Source organism: Cognatitamlana onchidii (assembly GCF_004804355.1).
Classification (GTDB): domain Bacteria; phylum Bacteroidota; class Bacteroidia; order Flavobacteriales; family Flavobacteriaceae; genus Cognatitamlana; species Cognatitamlana onchidii.
Window position 1 is genome coordinate 54,430 of the sequence record NZ_SRWZ01000003.1, and the last position, 26,408, is coordinate 80,837.

General features: G+C 33.3%; 19 protein-coding genes. 16 read left to right on the forward strand and 3 right to left on the reverse strand.

Annotated features, from left to right (window positions below):
* The first annotated feature begins 163 nt into the window (after nt 1-163).
* From E5D58_RS06535 to E5D58_RS06550, 4 genes are all read left to right on the forward strand, one after another.
* Complete coding sequence (locus tag E5D58_RS06535) at nt 164-1,216, forward strand: glycosyltransferase family 9 protein (RefSeq protein ID WP_136481045.1); 1,053 nt, start codon at nt 164-166, stop codon at nt 1,214-1,216.
* A 91-nt stretch (nt 1,217-1,307) separates the two neighbouring features.
* Complete coding sequence (locus E5D58_RS06540) at nt 1,308-1,850, forward strand: DUF4251 domain-containing protein (RefSeq protein ID WP_136481046.1); 543 nt, start codon at nt 1,308-1,310, stop codon at nt 1,848-1,850.
* 187 nt (nt 1,851-2,037) lie between these two features.
* The gene (locus E5D58_RS06545; RefSeq protein ID WP_136481047.1) at nt 2,038-2,643 is read left to right on the forward strand and encodes a hypothetical protein; all 606 of its coding nucleotides are present in this window, start codon (nt 2,038-2,040) and stop codon (nt 2,641-2,643) included.
* Between the two features lie 209 nt (nt 2,644-2,852).
* Nucleotides 2,853-3,440 carry a DUF6134 family protein gene (locus E5D58_RS06550; protein ID WP_168796643.1) on the forward strand — a complete coding sequence of 196 codons (588 nt, stop codon included), beginning with the start codon at nt 2,853-2,855 and terminating at the stop codon, nt 3,438-3,440.
* A 203-nt stretch (nt 3,441-3,643) separates the two neighbouring features.
* Here the strand turns inward: E5D58_RS06550 and E5D58_RS06555 are convergent, their stop codons facing one another.
* Nucleotides 3,644-6,895 (reverse strand): VPS10 domain-containing protein, encoded by a 3,252-nt coding sequence (locus tag E5D58_RS06555; protein ID WP_136481049.1) that lies wholly within the window; start codon nt 6,893-6,895, stop codon nt 3,644-3,646.
* 161 nt (nt 6,896-7,056) lie between these two features.
* Nucleotides 7,057-7,947: a glycosyltransferase gene (locus tag E5D58_RS06560; protein ID WP_136481050.1), complete on the reverse strand. Its 891-nt coding sequence runs from the start codon at nt 7,945-7,947 to the stop codon at nt 7,057-7,059.
* Between the two features lie 116 nt (nt 7,948-8,063).
* On the opposite strand from E5D58_RS06560, the gene E5D58_RS06565 reads away from it, so the two are divergent.
* From E5D58_RS06565 to E5D58_RS06575, 3 genes are all read left to right on the forward strand, one after another.
* Nucleotides 8,064-9,368 carry an MFS transporter gene (locus E5D58_RS06565; protein WP_136481051.1) on the forward strand — a complete coding sequence of 435 codons (1,305 nt, stop codon included), beginning with the start codon at nt 8,064-8,066 and terminating at the stop codon, nt 9,366-9,368.
* A 133-nt stretch (nt 9,369-9,501) separates the two neighbouring features.
* Nucleotides 9,502-9,948 (forward strand): DUF6702 family protein, encoded by a 447-nt coding sequence (locus tag E5D58_RS06570; RefSeq protein ID WP_136481052.1) that lies wholly within the window; start codon nt 9,502-9,504, stop codon nt 9,946-9,948.
* 10 nt (nt 9,949-9,958) lie between these two features.
* A complete protein-coding gene (locus E5D58_RS06575) occupies nt 9,959-12,571 on the forward strand; it encodes a sulfatase-like hydrolase/transferase (protein ID WP_136481053.1) in 2,613 nt (870 codons plus the stop codon).
* Between the two features lie 86 nt (nt 12,572-12,657).
* On the opposite strand, the gene E5D58_RS06580 is transcribed toward E5D58_RS06575, so the two are convergent.
* A complete protein-coding gene (locus E5D58_RS06580; protein WP_136481054.1) occupies nt 12,658-16,632 on the reverse strand; it encodes a hypothetical protein in 3,975 nt (1,324 codons plus the stop codon).
* Nucleotides 16,633-16,817: 185 nt separating this feature from the next.
* On the opposite strand from E5D58_RS06580, the gene E5D58_RS06585 reads away from it, so the two are divergent.
* The 9 genes from E5D58_RS06585 to E5D58_RS06625 all read left to right on the forward strand — a co-directional run bounded on the left by E5D58_RS06585 (nt 16,818) and on the right by E5D58_RS06625 (nt 26,406).
* Nucleotides 16,818-17,969 (forward strand): DUF7486 family protein, encoded by a 1,152-nt coding sequence (locus E5D58_RS06585; protein WP_136481055.1) that lies wholly within the window; start codon nt 16,818-16,820, stop codon nt 17,967-17,969.
* 283 nt (nt 17,970-18,252) lie between these two features.
* Complete coding sequence (locus tag E5D58_RS06590) at nt 18,253-20,121, forward strand: prolipoprotein diacylglyceryl transferase family protein (protein ID WP_136481056.1); 1,869 nt, start codon at nt 18,253-18,255, stop codon at nt 20,119-20,121.
* 19 nt (nt 20,122-20,140) lie between these two features.
* Nucleotides 20,141-20,740 (forward strand): CDP-alcohol phosphatidyltransferase family protein, encoded by a 600-nt coding sequence (locus E5D58_RS06595; protein ID WP_136481057.1) that lies wholly within the window; start codon nt 20,141-20,143, stop codon nt 20,738-20,740.
* Between the two features lie 748 nt (nt 20,741-21,488).
* A complete protein-coding gene (locus E5D58_RS06600) occupies nt 21,489-22,952 on the forward strand; it encodes an arginine decarboxylase (RefSeq protein ID WP_136481058.1) in 1,464 nt (487 codons plus the stop codon).
* Nucleotide 22,953: 1 nt separating this feature from the next.
* A complete protein-coding gene (gene speB, locus E5D58_RS06605) occupies nt 22,954-23,889 on the forward strand; it encodes an agmatinase (RefSeq protein ID WP_136481059.1) in 936 nt (311 codons plus the stop codon).
* Nucleotides 23,879-24,853, forward strand: coding sequence for a deoxyhypusine synthase family protein (locus E5D58_RS06610; protein ID WP_136481060.1), 975 nt, complete (start codon nt 23,879-23,881; stop codon nt 24,851-24,853). Before speB ends, E5D58_RS06610 begins: the two co-directional genes overlap by 11 nt.
* A gap of 2 nt (nt 24,854-24,855) precedes the next feature.
* Complete coding sequence (locus tag E5D58_RS06615; RefSeq protein WP_136481061.1) at nt 24,856-25,161, forward strand: hypothetical protein; 306 nt, start codon at nt 24,856-24,858, stop codon at nt 25,159-25,161.
* Between the two features lie 37 nt (nt 25,162-25,198).
* Nucleotides 25,199-25,612, forward strand: a complete 414-nt coding sequence (locus E5D58_RS06620) for a VOC family protein (RefSeq protein WP_136481062.1) — start codon at nt 25,199-25,201, stop codon at nt 25,610-25,612.
* A 2-nt stretch (nt 25,613-25,614) separates the two neighbouring features.
* Nucleotides 25,615-26,406, forward strand: a complete 792-nt coding sequence (locus tag E5D58_RS06625; RefSeq protein WP_136481063.1) for an RMD1 family protein — start codon at nt 25,615-25,617, stop codon at nt 26,404-26,406.
* Nucleotides 26,407-26,408: the final 2 nt, after the last annotated feature.

A 26,408-nucleotide genomic window follows, 5' to 3' on the forward strand; every position in this document is an offset into this window, starting at 1 on the left:
TCTTAAAAATAGTTTTATTATTTAAGTTATTATTATAGACAGCGGAAAAACTCAAGGGTTGCACAGAGAATAAAAAATCTTAAAAAAAACTAAGATTTATTGATGTTTAAGATTGGTTGTTAATTTGTAATTTTGCGTCACTTTATTCAAAATTTATATTTAAATGTCTTTTAAGTCACAGATTAACCAAATTAGAAGAACGGTAATATGGAGTCTCGCCAAAAGTGTTGGTGGATCTTACAAAGAGCCAGAGTATGGTTCATGCGATGTGACTAAAATTAAGAAGGTACTAATAATAAGGCCCAACCATAGGTTAGGAAATCAATTGTTGCTAACCCCTTTGGTTCAAGAAGTAATCGATGTATTTCCATATTGTGAAGTGGATCTTTTTGTTAAGGGAGGAGTGGCGCATCCCGTTTTTGAGAACTATAAAGAAGTGGTAGACATTATTAAGTTGCCTAAAAAACCATGGAGTCATTTGTTTAAATATATAAGTTGTTGGTTTTCTATTAGAAAAAAAGCCTATGATTTTGTAATAAACGGCGACAGAACTTCTTCCTCAGGAAGACTGCTCACACAGTTGGCTAAGGCTGAATTCAAAATTTTTGGTGACGTTGATGAGGCCCGGTTTAAAGGCATGAAAGATTACCAACATATGTCTATTTATCCCGTTTATAATTTGCGCTTGTATTTGAAAAACTTGGGAGTAGATCTTGAAAATAAAGAGGTTCCTAGGCTAGATATTAAATTGAGTGAGGAGGAACTTAAAAAAGGAAAAGAGGTTTTAAATGATGTTGTGGGAGATAATAGTAAAAAAACAATTTGCATTTATACCAACGCTACAGGCGATAAGTGTTATTCTGAAACATGGTGGAATACATTGTATTCTAGACTGCTTAAAGAATACCCCAACTATCATATTATTGAAATGCTTCCGATTGAAAATATTTCAAAAATAAATTTTAAAGCCCCCAATTTTTATAGTAAGGATCTTAGAGAAATGGGAGCCATTATAAAAAACACAAGTATATTCATAGCCGCAGATAATGGTGTTATGCATTTAGCAAGCGCTTCTTTGGCTCCAACTCTTGGATTCTTTTCTGTAACCAACTTAGAGATGTACAAACCTTATGGTAATAAAAACTTAGCGTTAGACACTAATAAGACCAGTATGGATGATTGGATAGGGGCTATTAGTAATATTCTTAATGAGTAGCGTTATCATTCTATAAAGTCAAAGGGGTTTTAACATAATCTTCATATAAATTAAACTCAATTTTTATACCTTCGTGTTAAATTGGTATGCTATGAAACCTCTTCAGTATCTAGTGATTATGATATGCTTTATATGGTCTTGCAAATCTACCAAGGATCAAGTAACGGAGTCCGAAACAGATCGTTTAAATACTATAATTGAAAGTAAGCAGTTTAGAATTGAATCGGACTGGGCCTATCCAATGGTTACAAATGCCATGCAACAAATAGGAAATGCCTTCTTAACTCAACAAGGTAGTACCGCTAGTTCTATTAGTTTAATAGGAAACTCTAATTTTTTAGAAATTAATAAAGATAGTATTACTTCATATTTACCTTATTTTGGTGAGCGACAAATGAACATAGGATATGGTGGGAATGATACTGCTATTGAGCTTTCGGGTACCTATAAAAATTTTCAGCAAAAAGAAAACAAGAATAAGGGGTACGATATTTATATGGAAGCGAAAAACAAATCTCAGGGAGAACTTTTTGAAGTAAATATTACGATTTACCCTAATCTAAATACCTATATTACTGTTAGAAGTGGTTCAAGATTCCCCATACGTTATTCTGGGGTTATAGTACAAGATTAAGCTAATAACTTGCCATAGTTAGGGTGTTACAGGCTATTTACGTGTATAAAGATAGGTAAGTTGGTAGTTGGTCGTCGATTTTTGCATCCGGTTTCATTTCAACGTTTTATTTGTTTGTTCATAAGGTTTTTTATTCTACTTATTAAGTAATCAATTAGTTTTGAATCGATTAATAAAACAAAGCCCCATGAGAACATTTAGTTTTATATTGTATTTAGGATTATTATTATCATTTAATAGTACACTTTTAGCTCAAGATATAGCATCGAGTGTAAATTCCAAGAATCCTTTTTATGACTACGCAAATAAGACCTTAAGTAATATTGGTACTATTCCTGACTACGATACAAAGGAAGACAAATTAAAAATTACTGGAACTATTTACCTAAGTGATGGTGTTACGCCAGCAAAAGATGTTATATTGTATATAGAGCAACCTAATGAGAGAGGGAGCTATGAAATGGTTAAAGAAGGTAAAAAGCGCTATGTTCACCATAGAACATGGATTAAAACCAATAAAAATGGGCAATATACGTTCTATACTTTTGTGCCAGGAAAACGTTTATCTCAAAGAAAACTAATGCACATACACCCAGTTGTTAAAGAGCCTAATAAAAAAGAATACGTTTTACCTGTGTACCTTTTTGACGACGATCCAAAACTTTCAAAAATTTGTCGTAAAAGAATGGTTAAACAAGGAATTACCAATAACATTCTTAAACTGGAAGAAAAGAAAGGAGTATTTGTAGCCAAAAGAGATATTATCTTAAGTCAAACAGAGAATACACTGTAAACAAAATTCAGAATACATAAACATAATAAAAGCACCTTTTTGAAAAAGGTGCTTTTATCGTTTTAAGGGTTGTTATTGACTAAAATGCTTAAAATAAGGATTCACATTTGCTTTTAAACTACAATTTAATTTCTATTTATTATTTTCATTTCTTAAAACTGGTGATTAACTGCTTGTTATTATTAGCATAAATACTAAACTATTTGAATTTGAGAGTTGTTGTAAATATAATGTCTTTTCTCTTTGTTCTGTTTATTCAAGCACAATCAGAGCATCATCTATTTAATGTGATCTATCAGGACAAACTTTTAGGTACCTTAGAAGCAACAAAGGTTACCAAAGGCAACGTTATAAACTATAAAAGTCATACTAATATTGAATACAGTTTCCTGATCAACTTTTCCATTTCTTATAAATACGATGTTTTGTATGTTGATGGTATTTTAAAAGACGCTAATGCACATATTACTGTTAGGGGAAAAGATAAGACAAAGGTTAGAACGATACTAGAAGAAGGGGTTTATAATTTTTACTCAAATGAAAAGCTATCAAAAACGATTGAAACAGATATTAAAAATAGTGTAATACAACTTGTTTTTCAAGAACCGGTTGCAGTTAAAACAGTGTATGCAGAGGAGCATGCTGAGTTTCATCAAATGGAAAAGATTTCTGAACATGCCTATAAAAAAAAGTCTCACACAGGCAAAGAGAGCTATTACTATTACCAACAAGGAATACTCCAGAAATCTGAGGTTGATGCAGGAATAATAAGGTTTTCTATAGTAAGGGTGGACTAAGTTTACAGATAGTTTTGCGTGTGGTTAAAATAGTCTATAGAAAGAATAATAATGATGTTTTTAATACTACCAAATAAAGCTATTTTTGCTTTGGTATAAGTTTAAAATGAAACATAAAGTAATTGGTTCTTTGCTAGCCATTAAAAAGAAACATTTATTCAGTACTTTTACTATAAAAGCCCTTTTTTAAAGGGCTTTTATGTTTACTTTTCAATGTATGGGCTTTTTGAAGATTGTAAGACAGTTCTAATGGTTTCAATGTCTGTTTGAATATCATTTAACGTTTTTTGAGAGGTATTAAGTTGTTTTATCACTATGTTTAATTGTTCTTCATGCGTGTTTGTAGGGCCATATGTAGAACGTTCTAAACCTCTGTAAATTGAAGATAATCTTTGACTGATTGTAGGCTTGGTTTTTTCACCTACTTCTTTCTTTGCTGAATTTCCATAATGAGAAACCTGTAATATGTTTAATTTATTATCGACATCATTTAATTGGTTTAATATGGTCTGAGACTCGGCATGGCTGCGGGTAACACCTAACTGAAGGGCTTTAATTTGTTTTTTGGTTTTAGACATTTTTAAATCGAACTCATAAATTTGTCGTGCTATATCTTCGTATAATCTCCAAAACTTGAAAGTTTTTTCTTGATTTGTTTCATTTAGATATTCCTGATACAATGGTTTAATAGTAAATTCAACAGGTTCAGAAAGCGCTTTAAAACTACCGTTATTTGAGACGTACATGGTAACATTATATGCTCCTGGCGGGGCGAGAAGCCCAGGCTTGCTTTTATCGGTTTTTGGGTTCAATAGTACAGGGGATAAGTTGGGATATCTAAGATCCCAAGACACACGGTTAATACCGCTTTTCGCTTTACTTAGTATATTTCTAACTATATTACCTTCGCCGTCCTTAATAACAAAAAGTATTTGCGAATCCTTTTCAAGCATTTCATCAGATAAGGCTTCCCAGTTAGGAAAAGGGACATTGCTATTTTTTAGCTGGTTTTCTTTTTTTTGCTTGGTTTTTTTTAATGCTGCAGGCACCTCATTTAAATAATATGTAAATACCGCTCCAAAGTCAGGATTAGGCGCCACAAAGTGAGAATCTCCTTGACTTCCTTTGTCCTTATCAAAGCCTAAGTGAGAACGCGGAATATACCACCATGCGTCCCTTACAGGAAAAAGAACCGATTTATCTTCTAATTCGTTACCAGAAATATATCTTAAAGGGGAGTAGTCGTCAAGGATATAGAATCCTCTTCCAAAGGATGCAGCTACTAAATCATTTTCGCGTTTTTGTATGGCCAAATCTCTAAATGAAATGGTAGGGACATTCCCTTTTAACGGTTGCCAATTAGAACCGCCATTAGATGAAAAAAACAACCCATACTCAGTTCCGATAAAAAGAAGATTTGGTGAAACATGATCTTGTACCAATCGCCAAACTAGGTGATTTTCGGGTATACTGTTACTAATGGAAGACCAGGTTTTACCGCGGTTACTACTCTTATAAAGATAGGGTTTAAAATCACCATATTTATGATTATCTAAAGCAACATAAACGGTATTTACGTCGTGTAGATCTGCTTTTATGTCGTTCACAAATGCCGTTTCGGGAACACCAGGTAGTTTAGATACTTTAATTTGTTGCCAATTGGCACCATCATCTTCGGTAATATTTATGTAACCATCATCGGTACCTGCATATAATAAGCCTTTTTTAAATGGAGATTCTGCTAAGGATGTAATTGTATTATAATTAGACATGGCATACACATCCCAAGCATTATCAAAAGATTGTTGCTTACCCATAATTGGCAACCTAAATCGTTCCTCATTTTTAGTTAAATCTTTAGATATTGCTTTCCAGGTATCACCTCTGTTCTCAGATTTCCAAATGCGCTGTGAGGCAAAGTAAATGGTTTTTGGGGAATGCGGACTTACCAAAATAGGGGCATCCCAATTAAAACGTTCTACTTTTTCGTTAGCATCTGGTTGTGGTTGAATGTCTACTACTTCACCTGTATGCATATCTATTCTAGATAATGTACCTTCTTGTCTTTCAGCATATACAACTCTTGGATTCCCAGGTTCAACAGCTGGTTGATGACCATCCCAGTTTAAAATGACGCGCCAGTCACTGTTTTGAATACCTTGTATACTATTAGTTCGCGAAGGGCCTCCCTGAGTACTATTATCTTGAGTGCCTCCATATATATTATAAAAAGGTTTTGTATCATCTACAGCAACCTTATAGAACTGGGTAACAGGAAGATTTTCAACGTATTTCCAAGATTTGGTTAAATCAAACGATTCATAAAGTCCTCCATCGGTGCCTACAAGAAGATAATTAGGATCATTTTTTCTAAAAGCAATGGCATGATTATCTCCATGCTTGTTTTTCCTATTCATTCGATAAAAGGTTTTACCACCGTCTTCAGAGATTTGCATAGTATTATCCATGAGATATAGACGGTTTTTGTGATGCGGTGAAACAAATAATTCCTGATAATAATGAGGACCTGTTCCGCCACTAACAACGTCAGATTGTTTAACCCAAGAATGGCCTTGATCTGTCGATTTGTATACAGCTCCCTTACGACGTTCAAGCTCGATAGCTGCATATAATACATTGGAGTTATGCGGAGATATGGCGAGGCCTATTTTCCCCATGTTCTTATCTGGTAAACCATTAGAAAGCTTTAACCAAGTGTCGCCGCCATCGTTACTTTTATAAAGTGCTGTTCCAGGACCTCCTCCCATGTAGGCTGCAACGGTGCGATGCCTATCCCAAGTTGCTGCATACATAATATCGGGATTCTTAGAATCGTAAACTAATTCTGTAGCTCCAGTCCATTGGTCATTTCCTAAAGTTCTTTTCCATGTGTTACCCCCGTCTGTACTTTTAAAAACACCACGTTCTCCCCCTTTATTCCATAGCGGCCCTTGTGCCGTAACCCAAATAATATTACTATTATTCGGATGTATTATAACCCTTGAAATGTGTTGGGAATTTTTCAAGCCCATGTTCATCCAAGTTTTTCCAGCGTTTAAACTTTTATAAACACCATCCCCAATCCCGACATGCCTACCACCAACATCCTCACCTGTTCCAACCCAAATGGTATTGGTGTTATTAGGGTCTATTGCAACGCACCCAATTGAATATGAGGATTGCTCATCGAAAATAGGGCTCCAGGTGGTACCAGAATTTATTGTTTTCCATACGCCTCCAGAACCAACAGCTACATACCACATGCTTTCATTATTTGGATTAATAGCAATATCGGCAATTCTGCCACTCATAAAAGCAGGGCCAATACCTCTTAGTTTTAGCCTTGAATATTTGGTTTCGCTGTTCTTGTTGGTTTCTAAATGTTGAGCGTTCTGTGTTTGAATACTAATTACAAATAGCAGGAGTGTAATTAACAATTTACTAGGGTATTTCATAAAACGAGACGTTAGTTTTGTCTCATAAATTTACGGATAAAATGATATTTGATACTGTTAAAATGTAAGAATTATTTACTACTTCATTTAATCATGTAAATAACAAATAAATAATTCTGAATACAGACTATTTTGGATATGGACCTATAAATACTGTAAAACTATTTCTTGTTGTAAAAACCTAAATTTCTTTTAATATTTTTTGAATAGAACTTCCAGTAGGACGACACATAGTTTATAGCACTCTCCAGACGCCATTTATTAACGGGAATAGCTTGTTTTTGAATAAAATCTTGTTGGGGTTTTGAAATTACAAATTCATTAAAAAAATCATCTAAATTGGTATGACCATACCCGGTAAATTCGTTAACCTTATTTTCATGATGAATTACGGAGGACCAAATTCTTACGCCATGTATTTGAAGCACATTCTTTTCTTTTTTCCAATTTCTATGTGATCTATCCTTAATCGTTTTAGGATTATTATTTATTTCAAATAATGATAAGAAAGGATTATATTGATGCAGTTTCTTTCCAACTTTAATTTCAGATTGTGTTTGAATAGTATATCCATCTATGAAGTCAAGACACATAAAATATTGATTATTAAACCTTTTTTGAATCTCCTCAATAAAATGTTTGCCTATACAATCATCATTGTCAATACCAGTGGTAATTATGTACTTTTCTTTAAAGTTACTTATGTAGGTTTTAATTGAAGGTAAAAACTGAGTCATCCCATCAATAAAAATAGGCTTAAAGTTTAAGAATTGCTCATCTAACTTCGATATGATTAATCTGTATTCTTTTTTAGTAGAACTGTCAAAAAACACGATCCATTCAAAATTAGTATTTGTTTGTGACATCACACTAGGAAAACAATAATCTGTAAATAATTTAAAACGATTCCTATGCCATTCGTCTGTTAGAATGGGTTTATTGTGCTTATTGGTGGTCCAATCCTCCTTTCTAAGATTAAATCGAGTAATTAAAAAGTGTTTGAACATAGACGCTTTCGATGAATAAAATTTAGAACGAATATACAATTTCATTCAAAGCCAAGGAAATTTACCCAAACCCTTTTTGAAATACATATTTCTAATAAAACTTAAACTTTAGTCTCTTATTTTACAAGAATAAAATCATACATTCGTGCTTTTTAAAAGACATGATTAAGCGTCGCACATCACTTATTAAGCCCAATAGATTTCCCTTTTTTTATGGTTATGTGATTCTGCTTTTTGGCACTGTTGGAATTTTGTTTAGTATTCCGGGGCAAACGGTTGGTGTTTCGTTATTTACAGACCCAGTAAAAGATGCTTTAAATTTAAGTAGAAACGAGTTTAGTAGCGCTTATATGCTTGGTACCCTACTAAGCGCATTTTTCGTAACAAAAGCAGGGGTGTTATTTGATAGGTTAGGGGCTCGATATGTTGCTTTTTTGGCTGCTTTAGTTTTAGCATTGACATTATTATTGTTTTCAATTTCGGAATACATAGTTGATACTGTTAAGCAAATACTGAATATAGAGAGTAACCTTGTAACCCTTATTATTATTACCATCCTTTTTTTTATTCTACGTTTTAGTGGACAAGGGGTTTTAACCATGGCTTCGCGTAACATGATTATGATGTGGTTTGATAAAAACCGTGGAAAGATTAATTCCATAAGTAGCATAGCCGTTTCATTTGGATTCTCCAGTTCTCCCTTACTTCTTAATAGTTTAATAGAATCTTATAACTGGCAATATACATGGCAAATCATGGCTTTTTCAATACTGGGGTTTTGTATAATCATTCTTATATTTTACAAAAACAAGCCTGAAGATTACAATTTGAAAACCGACGGAATAACAAAGAAAACGGCTTCCAAGAAGCAGATGGTAATAGAGAAACCAAAAGACTTTACACTTGCAGAAGCTAAACAAACCCGAGCTTTTTGGATTATCGGCCTTATCTTGGCTTTTAATAGTTTTTTTGTTACTGGGCTAACTTTTCATGTCGTATCAATCTTTGAAACCCATGAATACACTAGAACAGAGGCGATATCAATATTTATTCCAATTTCTATAATTGCAATTGTGGTTTCTACCGTAGCAAATATAGCCAGCGATTATGTGCAGCATAAAATTTATATTTATAGCATGTTAATTAGCGGTATCATGGCTTGTGTTGGCCTATGGTTATTAAATTATACGTTTGGTGTTTATTTGCTCATTTTGGGGCTTGGGGTACTTGGAGGTTTGTTTGCTGTTGTAAATGCAGTAACGTGGCCAAAGTATTATGGAAGAAAACATTTGGGTGCCATTACTGGTAAGTCCATGAGTTTTTTGGTGCTAGCAAGTGCAATTGCGCCAGCCTTATTTAGCCTATCTTTTACGTATTTAATGGATTACAAGTATGTTGCTATTATTGCCTTAATATACTTAGCAATCTTACTTATTGGAGCTATAAAGTTTAGAAAACCTGCTTAGGTGAGCTAAGTAGATGTTTGGTCATAGTACGCTTTTTTTAAGGGGATTATAATTCAGATTAAACCTTTCCAACTATTTAAGGTCTTAGTGTTAGTTAGTTCTAAAATCTTCTACATTTAAACAATTTAAATTTATGATGTTAAAGTTTTTTTTCGCGTTTACACTTGCTTGCTTCTTTCATGGTAATAATATTGCTAAATTTACCATAACAAAAGATGCTACAGGACTGTATATTATAGCAAATTTAGATGCTTCAGATTTGGCCTTAGACTTAAACGGTGAGGCACAAGATATTACAATTGAAGATTTGCAAACGTACTTATATAAACATACAGTCTACGTTGTAAATAATCAACACTGTTCTCAGAGTATAACAGACTTTAAGATAGAACAAGACCATTTTATAGTGACTTCTAAATTGAGTGGAGAATTTAATAAAATTCATACACTTCGCATCAAAAACACGGCACTCATCAAAGTAAATACTAAACAATCAAATATTATAGAACTCAGGTTTGATGGTTTGTATCGAGATTTCTTAATAGATGAAAACCAACCTATTCTAAATATTACACTTTAACCCAAATAACATGTTTAAAGCAACTATTTTAATTCAAAAAAAAATATCCAGTATTTTAACCGCATTATATATTTTAAGCTTTACAGGGGCTTTAGCTCAAGTGGATTCTCCTCCTAATATACTTATAATAGTAGCGGACGATTTAGGCATTGATGCTTTAAACTCATCAGACTACGGAATATCTGGTACAACGCAACCCATAACTCCATATATTCAATCATTAAAAGATAACGGTGTTTCGTATTTGAATACTTGGGCCACCCCACAGTGTACTACAACAAGAGCCTCCATTATAAGTGGTAAATATGGAATAAATAGCGGTGTTAGAAATGTACCAGACAATTTAGACCTCTCGCACGAATCGTTATTTAATTACTTGAATAATAATGTATCAACACCCTATGTAAAAGCTTTAATAGGTAAATGGCATATTTCAAGACCAGTCGATTTAAACCATCCTTATGCACATGGTTTGGATTATTTTGAAGGTATCATTGCTGGCATTGTTAATGACTATTACAGTTGGGAAAAAGCTGATGAAAATGGACAAACAGTAAGCGTTGATGAATATGTTACAAAACATTTAACAGACTCTGCAACAAAATGGATTTCAGAACAAAGCGATCCATGGTTTTTATGGCTCTCCCATATTGCACCACATAATCCGTTTCATATTCCACCCCAAGGCACCTATTCTCAAACAGATTTATCTGGAAATAGAGGTAAATACTTAGCTTCTATTGAGTCTATGGATTATTACATCGGGGAGTTGCTAAATAGTATGACGGAAGAAACGAGGGATAATACGATAATAATATTTTTAGGAGATAATGGCACGCCAGGTCGTATTTTGGAGTATTTCCCGAATGGTCATGGAAAAACATCTATGTATGAAGGAGGATTACGAGTACCTATGATAATTAGTGGTAAAGGCGTAACACGTAGGGGGGAATTAGAGGCAGGTCTTACCCAAGTAAATGATGTATACGCAACTTTAGTAGAATTATTATCAGAAGACTTGGAAGGTGGCATCTATAACAGTTATAGTTTGGCACCATCCTTAACTATGGAAAATACTATTACTAGACCTTACATTTATTCGGACTATATAAACGGAGGTGTAGAATATTGGGCTATAAGGAATAATACTTACAAACTAATTGAAAACGAGAATGGGGAGGTGGAATTCTACAACCTCGGAAATGATTTAAAAGAGGAACATAACTTAGTCGATTTTTTAACAAATCAGGAAGCAACTGTATTAGCGCGATTAAAGTTAGAAGCGCAGAATATAAGAACTGGTTGGTCTTGTAACGATGCTATTTTAAATGGTGAAGAGCAGGCTATTGACGACTGTAACACATGCGCTACCGACAATTTAAGCTTTTCTAATATTGGTTGTTGCGACACTCCCAATAGTCCTAATGTATATTATGAATATCAAGAAGATACAAATAGGAAAGTGTATAGTAATAACTATCCTAATCATGATTTTTGCTACAATCCAAGAAATATACCCTCTCAAAGCTATCATGATTTAGAGATGGATTTAAATCCCACTATCACTGGAACCATAACGCCTCTTATTAACCAAATTACGGGAAGACCGGCGACTACATTTGGTGTAGCATTGAACGGTGTAATGTTTTCTCCAGGTCCAGCACTACCGTTTGTATATAGTAACCCAAACACTAATGAATATAACTGGGATTGGGTTTTTGAACCTACAAACAATCAAGGTAATGAGGTCAATCAAGTTAAACTCGATTGCGCAAGTGCTCATACTAATACAAAACATGGCTATCATTATCATGGTGAGATGTTTTCATATTTAGAGCATGAGATGGAAGGCATTACTTCCGCTAGAACTGTAGATGAAGTGATTCCTATTGGTTGGGCGGCAGATGGCTTTCCTATTCTATACAAATTCGGACCAGATAGCTCTGGAAATATAAAGAACTTAAAACCAAGTTATAGGCTCAAAGAAGGAGAGCGCCCTGGAGATGGCACCGATGCGCCTTGTGGTGTGTATTCAGGAAAATATACAAACGACTATGAGTATGTTATGGGTTTGGGCGATCTCGATGCCTGTAACGGAATGGCCTCTGCAATTACTTTAGATACTGCCTTAGGAGAACAAACCTTCGATTACTTTTATGTGATAACCTCTACGTTTCCGCAGGTACCTCGTTGCTTTGTTGGGCAAGTGAACGAATCGTTTTCAGTAGGAAAAATTTCTGGAATGGATAACGACGGGGATGGGTTTATTGCGGAGTTTGATTGCAATGATAATAACCCTAGCATAAATCCACTTGCCACAGAAATCCCAGGAAACAGTATAGACGAAAATTGCGATGGCTTGGATACATTGAGTCAAAGCAGCTCTGATTTGCCTTTAATTACGATGTTACCTAATCCGAGTACTACCATGGTAAGGTTAATAAATAACTATGGTTTTAGTTACCAAGTTCATCTTTACGATGTACAAGGGAAAGCACTCTTTTCAGTTCATAATAGTCCTGAATTTGTATCTGTTGAAAACTTACCAAATGGCATTTACCTGCTTAAAATTGTAAATGAAGAAACAGGGGCTCATGAGGTTTATAAACTAATCAAAAACTAGTGGTGGTTTTTTAAAAATGAGTCATACAATAAAAGCATGATGCATTTATAGATGAAAACGTTATAATAAATAAAAACAGTTATTAACTACAGGCTATTAGAATGCTTAGCCTGGGTTTTTCCCTTTCTCAATTTTCTGTTACTTAATCGTAATTTTCCTTTTACTCTGCGTTTTTTTTCTTTTTTATGATTGATGTCTTGCGAAATATGGTAGTAAATTTTAGAACCACTATGGTCATAACTTACTTTATCAGGTAATTCAATACCATCTGTATGCTTTAAATTACTAGTTGGTATTGAAATCCATATGTCTTTAAACGATTTAGGTTTTAAAGCACCTTCTACATAAAAATGAATGGCAGAAGATTGAATTTCTGTTCTTGGTAGAGAAAACATCCCGTTTTTAATTTTGATTTTTGCGTCTATTGGCTGAAAAGACATCATTTTAAAACGTTCTTTTTTTAAAACCTTAACATGTTCAATAATAGGCCTAAATTCATAGAGTTTTAAGCTATCTATTCTAAAATTTAAAAAACCATTTAAAGCACTAAAGTCAAGTTGATCTTTTTCATCAAAATATCCTGAAACATCTAAATCTGAATTTAAAATAGCCTCAAAAGTTTTTGCTTCTTTCAAGGATTGTATCTCAAAATAGTCCAAAGCCTTTGCTGCTTGTCCAATATTTAATTCATGAGTTTTAATTTTAGTTTTAAAGAACGTTTTTTCTGTTTCATTTAGGGCTAAAGACATTCCTAGTTTTAAATCACCTTCTTTATAAGAAACCCCTGTGTTTTTTAAATGAACTTGTTGTTGGTTATCAAAGAGTAAGTCGGTTTCAAAATTTTTAAGTAGTATATTTTGATGTTCAAACCTATCAACTTTAATGACTAGTTCAGGATTAAAAGAGGTTTTTAAATCTAGTAGCGATTTTTTAAGGAGTTTTAAATCTTTCTTCTGTTTAGTAGTTTTATTTTTTAATGTATTGCCTGGTGCACTTTCTAGAATTTCATTAATGTCTGTAAGGGTTAAATGTGGTGAATACACGATAAAGTTACTCTGATGATTGTGATTTTCGGCATTTTTACTAATTAACCCCGAGAAGTTATCAATTTGCCCCGAAACACGAACATAATTATTGCTTTTTAAGCGTAACTGTAAGCTATTTACAGTGGCCTCATTGTTTTTTATTGCTAGATCTAAAGTATCTATAGGAATAAATAAACCCGCCGACTTGAATTCAATAATAGAGGGGGTTAATTGTAATCGTCCAGTAGCTTTCGATTCTTCCAAAGAAAAGTGTTGCGACTGCCCGCTATAGGTGCCGGTAAACTTGTATTTACCGGAATCGAATAAGAAGTTCGAATTTCCAAAATAATCATTTAAATCGGTATTGTCTCCTTGTGAATCTAGACTAAATAAAAAATCAAACTTATTCTTTGGGGATAGAGGCTTACCTTTATTATGCGCTTTAATAGCTCCGTTAACAACCGTATTTGAGTTTTTGTAGTCTACGCTTAGTTTATCAATTTTTAAAAGCGATGCGTTCTCAAAATATATCTGTGCACTTACCTTTTGGGTAGTTAGATCCTGATATTTTAAAGCGCCAATTTCTATATCTAGAACTGGGTTAAAATCGTAAATATCTTTAAATGATTGATATAAATCTGATTTGTTATGATGAATCTGTGCTTCGTGCCCTTTTTCAATTTTATCCAGAAGTTTTAATAAGGCATCCAGATCTATAAAGTCACTTTCAACCAATAAATAGGTACTAGAATTATTGAAAGCTTCAGGAACCATAAAACTTGGAAAATCTTTTACTTTGGCAGATAATTTTAGCTTATGGTTATTACCAATATCAATCTCAAATTTATCAAGAGAGGCTTGTCCGTCTTCAATATGCAGTAACATATTATCAATGATAATATCTAATTGGGCTGGTTCATAATGGAGTATGTTACTATCAATTATTAAAGTTCCAGAAGCGTTATTGAGTAATTCAGAAAACTTATGGATATTTCCGCTAATATGTCCATTGAATGAAAACGCTCCTTTGTCAAAGCGAAACAAGTCGGTTTTAAAAATATTATTAAATGCTTGGGAGACTCCATTGGCCTTTACATCAAAATTAATAAAAACGGGCTCTTTAATGGCATCTTTGGGAATCGGTATTTTTATATCTCCATTTAGTGTTAGTGCAGCACCTTCGTGAGTAAAACCAAAGCTGTCTATATTGAGAGTTTCTTCATTTAAAAAGGATACCTTACCGCTAACATTTTGCATGACATGATCTTGGTAAATAAGTTCTTCTAAATTTATAGCAAAAGACGGGTGAAATTGCCGATATATTTTGGCTAAAGATGTATGTAGATTTTTTCTAGCCGCCACACTCGATTTTTGTTTAGGAGCAAGTTTAGTTATAAGTTGTAAAAACTGGTCTACATCTATTTTTTTAGAATGTAGTAAAATATCGCTTTCTAAAGGTAAATTACGATTTGGTTTTACGAGACTCGATAAATGCTTTAGTCTACCTTTTAGGCTTATGGTATTTCCTTGTGGCATGGGAATATCGAATGCCATAATTTCTGCAAACTCGTTATTTAATTGTAGGTGAATATTATTTATAGGAAGCTGTGCCTGAGTAGGCCTAAAAAAAACAGCTGTTTCACTCATTTTAAAGTTGCCAATGCTATGATTTAGCATAAGCCATGGTTCGGCAATATCACCTTCTACCAAGGCATCAAGGGAAAAGTCTCCATTTTGAAAATAAAAATCGGTATTATTCAAAGCATTTGCTAAGTCCTCATTTTTGCCTTTAAGCCTAACATGCCCCTCTACATAGTTTTTAATGACGGGCGTACTTCTAAAAACAGCGTTATCTATTAAAACATCAATGCCTTTTAAATCCCCAGAAATTAAATTGAAGTTTATTTGAAGATCCTTTTTGTCTCTCGTTTGGGGGCTAACACTATCTTTACTATGGATGTTATTGGTAAGGCTTCCACTAAGATTAAAATTTGTTAGCGTGGTAGCGTCTTTCAGTGTAAATATGTTGTTTTCGGTAGAAAAATCTATGGCAATGTTAGGATTGTTTCGGTATGAAAAAAAACCTTTTAAAGTTAGATGTGTTTTAAGCGTTTTGTCGAATGCATAATCATTAAGTTTAGAGGCAATGTTATCTGGGAGTAGCGCCCTTGTCGCACTAAAGTCTGTAGTTTCATTTACTAGGTCAAACTGGTATGCTGTTTTGTTAGAGAGTTTAAATTTGGCATGAAATAAAAAACGTTGCTTATCGATAAGTAGATCAAACGGAGATACAAGAATTTCTTGAGAGTTTAAGTCAAAGTTAAAATCATACGAACCTTTTATAAGGGCATTATTAAGATAGCTACCGTTTTCTAAATTAAAACCTAATTGATGAACCGTAACGTCCATATTGTTTCTTCCTGAAATAAGGTTTTCATCTGCATTTAACCGACTCCTAAAATTGTTAATAGTAAAATGAATATTTTTATTAAGAACCTGATCTTCTATTTTTACAGATACATTTTGTAAGTCTACCTTTAAGCGTTCTTCATGAAGCCATGCTGGTAAGGTAAATGGGGAATAAGGCCTGTTTTGCCGAGCCATTTTTATATTTTTGTAGAACAACTCAGGTTTGCCTTGTTCTATGGTTGAGCTATACTGTACATCTTTTAGTCTTATTTTTTTAAACTTCAAATTCTTTTTGAATACATCGGTTAAGTTAAGAACGATTTCTGCTTCTTGAGCTTTAAAGCCTGTTCTATGGTTGGTTAATGTATCAAAGTCTGTATGTTTAAAACCTTTAAGTTTAAAATTTAGATTAGGGAAATCTTTTAGTGCATTCACTTTAATATCATCTATGCTTAGGGTGCCTGTATGATGCTCTTCATAATAATTCTTAATGAGGTTAAGGACTTCATCCTTATTATAAGCACCATAAATTGTGAGTAGGAGTGGAGCTAGAACAAACGAAATTCCTATCCAAACCCATAGTTTTCTTTTGGTTTTACGACTGTGTTTTTTTTGAGTTTTTGTCATTCAGAGCTATTCACATCAGGTAACATAACATGATAAATATAATAGATAGGTCTAAATATTTTAAGTTTTACACGGAAAGTTTTTGGCAAGCTGTAGTTTGCTGCCTTTAGTTTTCATGACTTATATCATGAAAGGTTGCGGTTCATTTAATTAATTTTATGTATTGAAATCGTTAAATCTTAATTATGAAACATTCAACCCAATTACGCGTTCAAGCTATTTATTATAAGCTCTTTATTCTTGGTTTTGTACTTTTATTCGTGGCCTGTAAGAATGGTGCTTCAAAAGAGAAAAAGAACGAAGCTACCACCGATGATATTGTAAAAGTTGAGGAGATTTATTGGAATGTTAAAGCCATTCAACCAGATGGTAAAAGTCTAGATATCAAAGCTTTTAACGATCAGGAAAAGGCTTTCGATGTTAAAGGTATTCAAAACTCCGATCAAGATAACTTAATAGACATTAAAGCTATTGTAGATGGTAATAACTTACCTGTTAAGATATTAGTTAGCAAAGATCAATTCACTCCTGTAGTAGCCATTACGCCTAAAGGTGATGCTTATAAGCTTCAAGCCGTTACTCCAGAAGGAGAAAAACTACAAGTTATAGGGGTAGTTAGATTTGGAAATATAGTTATCATGAAAGCCATGACAAAAAAGGGTAAGTTTTATGGCGTGAAAGCTATTTCGCCAAATGGCAAACTCAATGATGTTAAAGGTATAAAAATAAACCCTCAGGATAGAGAAATGAGCTCGCGAGGGCATGAAATCTATGCACATGTAAAAGCCATGCACCCGTCGGCCAATGAAGATGAGTTTGAATTACCTAAAAAAAATGTCGCTAAAGCTGATTACAAAAGTGATTTTAAAAGAATTATTTGGAATATAGAAGCGGTAACCACCGATGGTAAAAATCTTGATGTAAAAGCTTTTGATGCCGATGGTAATGCCTTTGATGTAAAAGCCACACAAGATTCCAAACAACATAGTTTTATGAATATTAAGGCTTTTGTTAACGAGGAAGAATTACCTGTTAAAATAATGCATAGTGAAGAAGGGCATGCACCCATCAAGGCGATCGGATCGGACGGTAGTATTTATGATATAAAAGCGATTGCAGATGGCGGTGCAAAACTAGATGTAAAAGGTATTAGCAGATCAGGTAATATTATTAATGTAAAAGCTGTAAACGAAAATGGCGAGTTGTATGGTGTAAAAGCCTTTGCCCCAGATGGAAAACTTAATGCTGTAAAAGGGGTTAAAATCTTTCAAAGAGATATAGAAATGAAATTAAGAGGAAATCCAGTATATGCGCATTTAAAAGCTATCGTACAATAATTATTGCAAAATTTATAAATTACAACAGCTATTATATTATACAAAAGCGAGGACTTATTTAAGTTCTCGCTTTTTTAATGGTAAAAAAATGGCCTTATAATTAACATGTCATGTATACATATATCTTCATAGTCGAGATAGCTTTTAAAGGACTCTTAAAAAGGTAACTATTGTAAATAGCGTGTTATATGTCCGAAAAAAACTTTCAGAGAATATTTCGGAACATCTCAGAGTAAGAATGGGTTAAATTTAGAGAACAGTTTAATTTTCAAAGCTTAAAACCATGAAACTAACTCTATTCAATCCACAGTTTTTCTACCAATTTTTTTATTCATTGGCTTTTGTATTTATGTTTTGTTTGGTCCTCTATAAAAGTTTGAAAAGAGGATACCATTTACGCTCGGTGTTATTAATGCTAACCACCATTTCACTATGCACTGTTATAGGCACCAGAATATTTACAATACCCATAGAGGATTGGAGTGCCGCTCTGCAATTAAAAGCACCAGAATTTAATAATAGATCATCCATTGGAGGGCTTTTGTTTGGTTTAATAGGACTTATTATTTCAACAAGAATATTTAGGTTTAAAAGACCTATGTTAGATCTATTTACTTGGTTAGTACCCGTAGCAATTGGTATCACAAAATTAGGGTGTTTATATAATGGTTGCTGTTATGGACTTCCCTTCAATGGGTTTTGGGGCATACAATACCCTGTAGGAACCCATGGGCACTTTAATCATTGGGTTTCAGGTGCTATTGGAAACAGTGATAAACTGTCATTATCAATGCATCCTGTTCAACTTTATGAAACCCTGCTGTTATTTATTATTGGTTATATTATTTGGAAAACTCATAAAAAGTGGAGAAAAAATGGAAGCGCTATGCTATTTGCTTTATGCTTAATTTTTTCATTGCGATTTGGAGTTGAATTTTTTAGAGATCATAGCGTATCCCATTTTAGCACGACTCATTATTTGGGTATATGGTCTATTCAATGGGGTATGTTAGGTATAGGCCTTATATTAGGTGTCATTTTATGGTTTTACGAAAAACATTTTAGGTTAACTATCACAAAAAGTTTTCCAAAAATACTATATATCCATGCCGAGTTCATTTACATAATTATCCTAGCATTTTTTATATACGTATTTAGGAATCTGCTAGTAGCCTTCGAGCTTAGAGTAGTTTGGATTATGTTCATTCCTGCCATTATAATGTCTTTTTATTACCTTTTTACAGAAGTTCGATTAAGGAACCATCGTAAACTAGTTGCTCTATGGCTGCTCACCCCGTTCTATGTTCTGGCTCAAACAATTCCAGACCAAACGCCAGTAATTAAAAAGTATAAACGTATCGATATTGGCGGCTCTTTTGGTGATTTTTCAAATACAATTAAATATAACCCACAGCAAGTAGTAGCACAGCAAGGGCAACCACAAACACTGGGTGGATGTGGCCCTGCAACTGGAACTACATACACAACAGCTTATTCCTATGAGTTCTTTAAGGAATCTTATCAAGTGGGTGGCGCCGGATATTCTCAGGTTATCATAAAAGGGAATAAAATAAACACTTATGGTGTTAATATTTCTGGAGGGTCTATAAAAAGAACTAACTTAAGCACTAATTATTCAGAGTCGGAATTTATTTACGCTATAAACCCCTATGCAAAGTGGGATTGGAAATGGCTAGGCGTGGGCGTGGGGTTTCAACTAGGTAAATTAAGGGTTAATAAGAATGAAACTATAACTATAGGCGAAGAAACTATAGCTATAGACAATGAAAATTTAGATGATCTAACAAAACATCATACGTTCTTACCTGAATTCCATATTAGGGTTGGTCCTAAAAAATACTTGGATATAGATTATAATTACGGTTTTATAATGCCGTCAGCTTATCCTACACTATATTCTAGATCAAGCATAGGAAGTGCTTTTGGCCTCAGTCAAGATTATAGTTTAAGATTCGGCCAAATATGGAACTTAAAAACGGGTTATATGTCTGCAGAGGCATTACTTACTAATAAGATAGGTGTTAACCTTATGTATGTCTTTAAGAAAACTAATAATGAAATTGATAAGGATGACATTTCAGGAAAATTTTTATTTTCTTTAAATTATCGTTTTGGGCATCAACAAAAATAAGGTTATGTTTTAAGTACTCATGAAAATTCCTTTTGTTTTAATACTATTCAGGCTATTGCTAGCTCCAATAATACTGGGGCTGGCTTATTTTATTGGAGACGATTCCAAATTTATTATTATAGTTTTTATGTACTTAGGATTGTTGTCTGATATTTTAGACGGTATCATTGCAAGAAAGCAAAACATCTCTACACAAAAATTAAGGCGCATGGATAGTCAAGTAGATATACTATTTTGGTGTTCTATTGGTCTTGCAGCTTGGATATTAAATCCTAAATTAATTTCAGATAATGCTCGCGTAATTGTATTTATTATTGCAATGGAAATAATATGTTATGTTACGAGTTTAATAAAGTTTAAAAAAGAAATGTGTGCCCATGCTTTTTTAGCTAAAATTTGGGCCTTGTCTTTACTTATAACGTTTACATTTTTAATTGGTTTTAATTATGCCGGATTTCCGTTTACCATAGCCGTAGTAATTGGTTTTCTATCTTATTTAGATATCCTTTTAATAATTTTAATTTTACCAAAATGGACACACGATATTCCAAGTGCCTATCATGCGTATCTTATAAGAAAAGGTATTCCATTCAAAAAAAATCAATATTTAAATGGATGATAATTTGTTCTTTGTATGTATTAGTGGTTGCTTTATAAAAAACATTTAGCGTGCGGAAATCTTAGAATTATGGCCAAAAGGCGTAACTTAAGATTTGGATACGTCTAGATGAAAAAGATTTAGGAGGCCTTTAGAAGTAATAGCGAGGTTGAACACATAAAAAGACCTTTAACCTTCTTTATAATGTTAAAAACCGCTTATGGTTTGAGAGCTCTCAATTTATTAAACTAGGAGTGGACGAGTACATTTTTTATACGAAACAATGTCTAAGGCAAGGGCAATATGTGTCACAGAGATTAAACTTTATAGGCTCAAATAAAGGTAATTACATGTTCCTTTTTACCTTTTTAATGGAATTGAAAAAGATGAATGAAATATTATTTTAGAAATAGCAAAAAAAAACTTTTTTTATTTTTTTATTCAATATTTTGTTTTTCTTTTGCACCAGAAAGTTTTTAGTATAGAGACTTTTTAGCTGAACAAAGTGATACCTGTTTTTACGTTCGGGCTTTTGAGAATTAGGAAGTCAAAATCAAAAGCAGCTTATAGGATAAGCACCCGAAATTTAAAGCTAACTTCCGTTACCTTTACATTATATATGAATCAAATTTTGTTTGGATTCATACCTACCACTATAAATCAAATACGTATTTGATATAAATTCTTTTTTGAAGTTTTTTTTTATTGAGCTTGTTAACAACTAACTAAGTTCACTACATCTTATTTCTCAAAATTGAATTTTTATATAATGAATACTAAGTATATTGATTTAATCAATCAAACGTTTGATTTCCCACAACCAGAGTTTGCTCTGGAAAACGACCAATTATATTTCCATGATATTGACTTAAACAAATTAGTTGAAATTTATGGAGCACCACTAAAATTTAACTATTTACCGCAAATATCAAATAATATAAGCAGAGCAAAAAAGTGGTTTGAAATTGCGTTTAAAAAACATAATTATAAAGGCGATTACAATTATTGTTATTGTACTAAAAGTTCCCATTTCAAACATATTTTAGATGAAGCTTTAAAAAATGACATCCATATTGAAACCTCATCGGCTTTTGATATAGATATTGTTGATAACTTAAAAAAGACTGGTAAAATAACTAACAACACTTATGTTATTTGCAATGGTTTTAAAAGGGAGCAATACATTATTAATATTGCTAGGTTAATAAATAAAGGACATCAAAACTGTATCCCCGTAATAGATAATTATGAAGAAATTAACCTGTTATCTAATGAGATAAAGGGCAATTTCAATATTGGTATTAGAATAGCTTCAGAAGAAGAGCCTAAATTCGAATTTTACACCTCGAGATTAGGTATTGGCTATAAAAATATTGTGCCATTTTATAATTCTGAAATTAAAAATAACCCCAAAGTTAAGCTTAAAATGCTTCATTTCTTTATCAATACAGGAATTAGAGACAATGCCTACTATTGGAATGAGCTATTAAAATGCTTGAAGGTATATACAAGTTTAAAGAAGGTGTGTCCTTCATTGGATAGTTTAAATATAGGAGGCGGGTTCCCTATAAAAAACTCCCTAGCCTTCGATTTTGACTACGCATATATGGTTGATGAAATTGTAAATCAAATCAAGCAAGCTTGTGAAGAAGAAGGGGTGGATGTACCCAATATATTTACGGAGTTTGGAAGTTTTACTGTTGGCGAAAGTGGAGGCGCTATTTATGAAATACTATATCAAAAAAAACAAAACGACCGTGAAAAATGGAATATGATAAACTCTTCGTTCATTACCACATTGCCCGATACTTGGGCGATAAATAAGCGTTTTGTAATGCTACCGATAAACAGGTGGAATAGTTCTTACGAGCGTGTACTGCTGGGTGGCTTAACCTGCGATAGTGATGATTACTACAATAGCGAACAACATATGAACGCTATTTACTTACCAAAGTATGATAAGGATAAACCATTGTACATTGGTTTTTTTAATACTGGAGCATATCAGGAAACTATTGGTGGTTATGGTGGTTTACAGCATTGTTTAATACCGAGTCCAAAGCATATACTTATCGATAAGGATGAGCAAGGAAATATAATTACCACACTTTTTAAGGAACAACAAAAAAGTGAAGACTTATTAGGAATTTTAGGCTACCATAAAGAGCCCATATTAGAAGAAAAAAATCAAATTACAGAAACAGCAAACAATTTGCAATTAGCAGATAAATAAAATGAACACAAAAACTTATGCCGGCATCCCTGAAAAGTATGCCAAACTAGAACAAGCTAAAATTGTTTTAATTCCAGTACCTTACGATGGCACCAGTACCTGGCAAAAAGGAGCAGATAAAGGCCCCAAAGCTTTTTTAGAAGCTTCAGAAAATATGGAGCTTTATGATATTGAAACCGATTTTGAAGTCTACAAAGAGGGGGTTTATTTAGCCGAAGCAATCACTGAGAGTAACTCGCCAGAATCTATGGTAGAAGCTGTTCATCAAGTGGTTAAAAGCTATATAAAGAAAAACAAGTTTGTAACTATTTTTGGTGGCGAACACTCTATATCTATTGGTACTATTCGGGCTTTTAACGAGGCGTTTAACAGCCTTACCGTATTACATATTGATGCACATGCCGATTTAAGGAAATCCTATGAAGGTAGTTCCTGCAATCATGCTTGTGCTGTTTACGAAGCCAGTCAGGAAACCAATTTAATTCAAGTGGGCATTCGTTCTATGGATGCCATAGAAAAATCTGTAATGGATTTTGATAAAACCTATTTTGCTCATGAAATGGCAACAGATGACTCTTGGATGGAATCTGCCATAGACCAAATGACCGAAAATGTTTTTATAACCTTCGATTTAGATGTCTTAGACCCATCTATATTACCTAGCACAGGTACTCCAGAACCTGGCGGCTTATTATGGTACGAAACGTTAGACTTTTTAAAGCAAGTGTTTGAAGAAAAGAATGTGGTTGGCTTTGATATTGTGGAGCTTTGCCCCAATGAAAACGACAAATCATCAGACTTTCTAGCGGCAAAACTTTATTATAAAATGCTTAGTTATAAGTTCCAAATTGATGAAAATGATGATTATCAAGATATATACGACGACTCAAATCGATTAAATAAATCTATAAAATTTCACGAAGAAGATGAATACTAAAGGCGCAATTTCAAATTTCATAGAAAAGTACTACTTGCATTTCAATGCAGCTACAGTAGTAGATGCTGCCAAAGCATACGAAGCCCAACTCAATAAGGGCTCTAAAATGTTAGTGTCTTTGGCAGGAGCTATGAGTACTGCCGAATTAGGCAAAATATTTGCAGAAATGATACTACAAGATAAAGTTCATATTATTTCTTGTACTGGGGCTAACCTTGAAGAGGATATTATGAATCTAGTTGCACATTCGCACTATAAGCGTATTCCCGACTATCGTGATTTAACACCTGAAGATGAATGGGATTTGTTAGAGCATGGTTTAAATAGAGTGACAGATACATGTATTCCTGAAGAGGAAGCCTTTCGAAGACTACAAAAACACATTTATGCCATTTGGAAAGAGGCCGATGATAACGGTAAACGCTATTTGCCTCACGAGTATATGTACAAGATGCTATTATCGGGTGTTCTTGAGGAGTACTATGAGATAGACCTAAAAGACTCTTGGATGTACGCCGCAGCAGAAAAAAACTTACCAATTGTTTGCCCTGGATGGGAAGACAGTACTATGGGAAATATTTTTGCTAGCTATGTCCTTAAGGGAGAATTAAAAGTGAGTACCATGAAATCTGGAATTGAATACATGACCTTTCTGGCAGATTGGTATACTAATAATTCGAAAAATGGTATTGGATTTTTTCAAATAGGAGGGGGTATAGCTGGAGATTTTCCAATATGTGTAGTACCCATGCTATATCAAGATATGGAGCGTACAGACACACCGTTTTGGAGTTATTTTTGCCAAATAAGTGATTCTACTACAAGCTACGGCTCGTATTCAGGAGCTGTTCCTAATGAAAAGATTACATGGGGAAAATTAGATATTGACACCCCAAAATTCATTATTGAAAGTGACGCGACTATTGTTGCTCCTTTAATATTTGCTTATTTATTAGACATGTAGCCATGAAAAGTAAAAACAATCCCAACTTAAAACGAGTCATTGTTGATTTTAAAAAATTAACCCCCGAAATTTTAGTGTTGGTTGTTGAAAAGTACCCAGATGGTTATAACGACAGCGATATCATTCAATTTAGAAATGCCAATTACGAACTCATTGAAGCGGTTGAAATTATTACAGAAGATACCAAGTATCTTGTAAAAGTTAGTGCTAAACTTGAAAAAGTTATGGAAGATTATGACGAGGATGCTTATGAGGATTTTGAGAATGATGACCCAGAAGCTATCCAAAATCCTTTTGAAGACGACTAGTAAAACTTATACGATAACCAGCACAAAAAAATAAACAATGAAATCACAATTTCACTTAGCATTGCCCTGTGAAGATATAAAAGAAACAGAGAAGTTTTACTCAGAAGTTTTGGGAATGCCCCTAGGGAGGCAAACAGATACATGGGTTGATGTCAATTTATTCAACAATCAACTTACGTTTACCCAATCTGGTACTTTCGATTTTAAATACAAAAACTACAAACTGGATGATAATGTTTTACCATCTTTTCATTTTGGAGTTATTGTTAGTATAGAAACATGGGGTATGCTGTACAAAAAGCTTTTACAATCAAACCAAGAAGTAACCACCGAAGTAACTTTTATGGAAAACAAAATAGGAGAGCACCTTTCATTTTTCATAACAGACCCTAATGGTTACATGATAGAATTTAAAAGTTTTAAAAGCAAAAAAGAGATTTTTGAAACCTAGCCATGAACTTAAATAAATCAAATGCTGTTGCTTTTAAAGTATCAGAAAACATTGATATTGGTTCATTAAGAACCATTTTTAAACAATCGCCATTGTTTTATGATAACGATGAACTGTTTTATAGTCTTGAGGAAGAGAAATATTTTTATGTTTTTAAGTACGGTATTATTTGCTTTTTCAATTGTTCTTCAATGGAGATTAACACCTTAAAAAGAAAAATAGCTTTTGCACTAAAAGGTACAATTATAAAAAAACCTGTTTCAGAAAGTGTGGATGTTATATTAAACTCAAATGAGACTAGCATTGACTTTGACAACATCAAGTTAAGAGATAATAATTCTGAAAAAATTAGACTTATCATGCTTAATTTATCACAATCTGTAGCACTAAATTTTTATTATAATATCTCAGAACAGATTTTGGAGGATACAAGGAGGCATACTAACATTCTTGAGGAAAAGGGAAAACTAAATATTAGTGGTAAAAAACTAAAGCGCTACATTGGTAGTGTATTGAACGTAAAGAATAAGATTTCTGAAAATCTTTACATTTTCGAATCTCATGAAGTTGCAAGCGACGATAAAGTTTTAAAAAGATTAAATGCCGAGCTTAAGAAAAAATTCGATTTAATAGATAGGCATCATATCATTCACCATCAAATAGATATTGTTAAGGAAAACCTCGATCTGTTCAAAGACATTATGTTCCATAGAGAGAGCAGTAGATTAGAACTAATCATCATTATTTTAATCGTTATTGAGGTTATAGACCTATTTATTTTAAAATTCAACTAAAT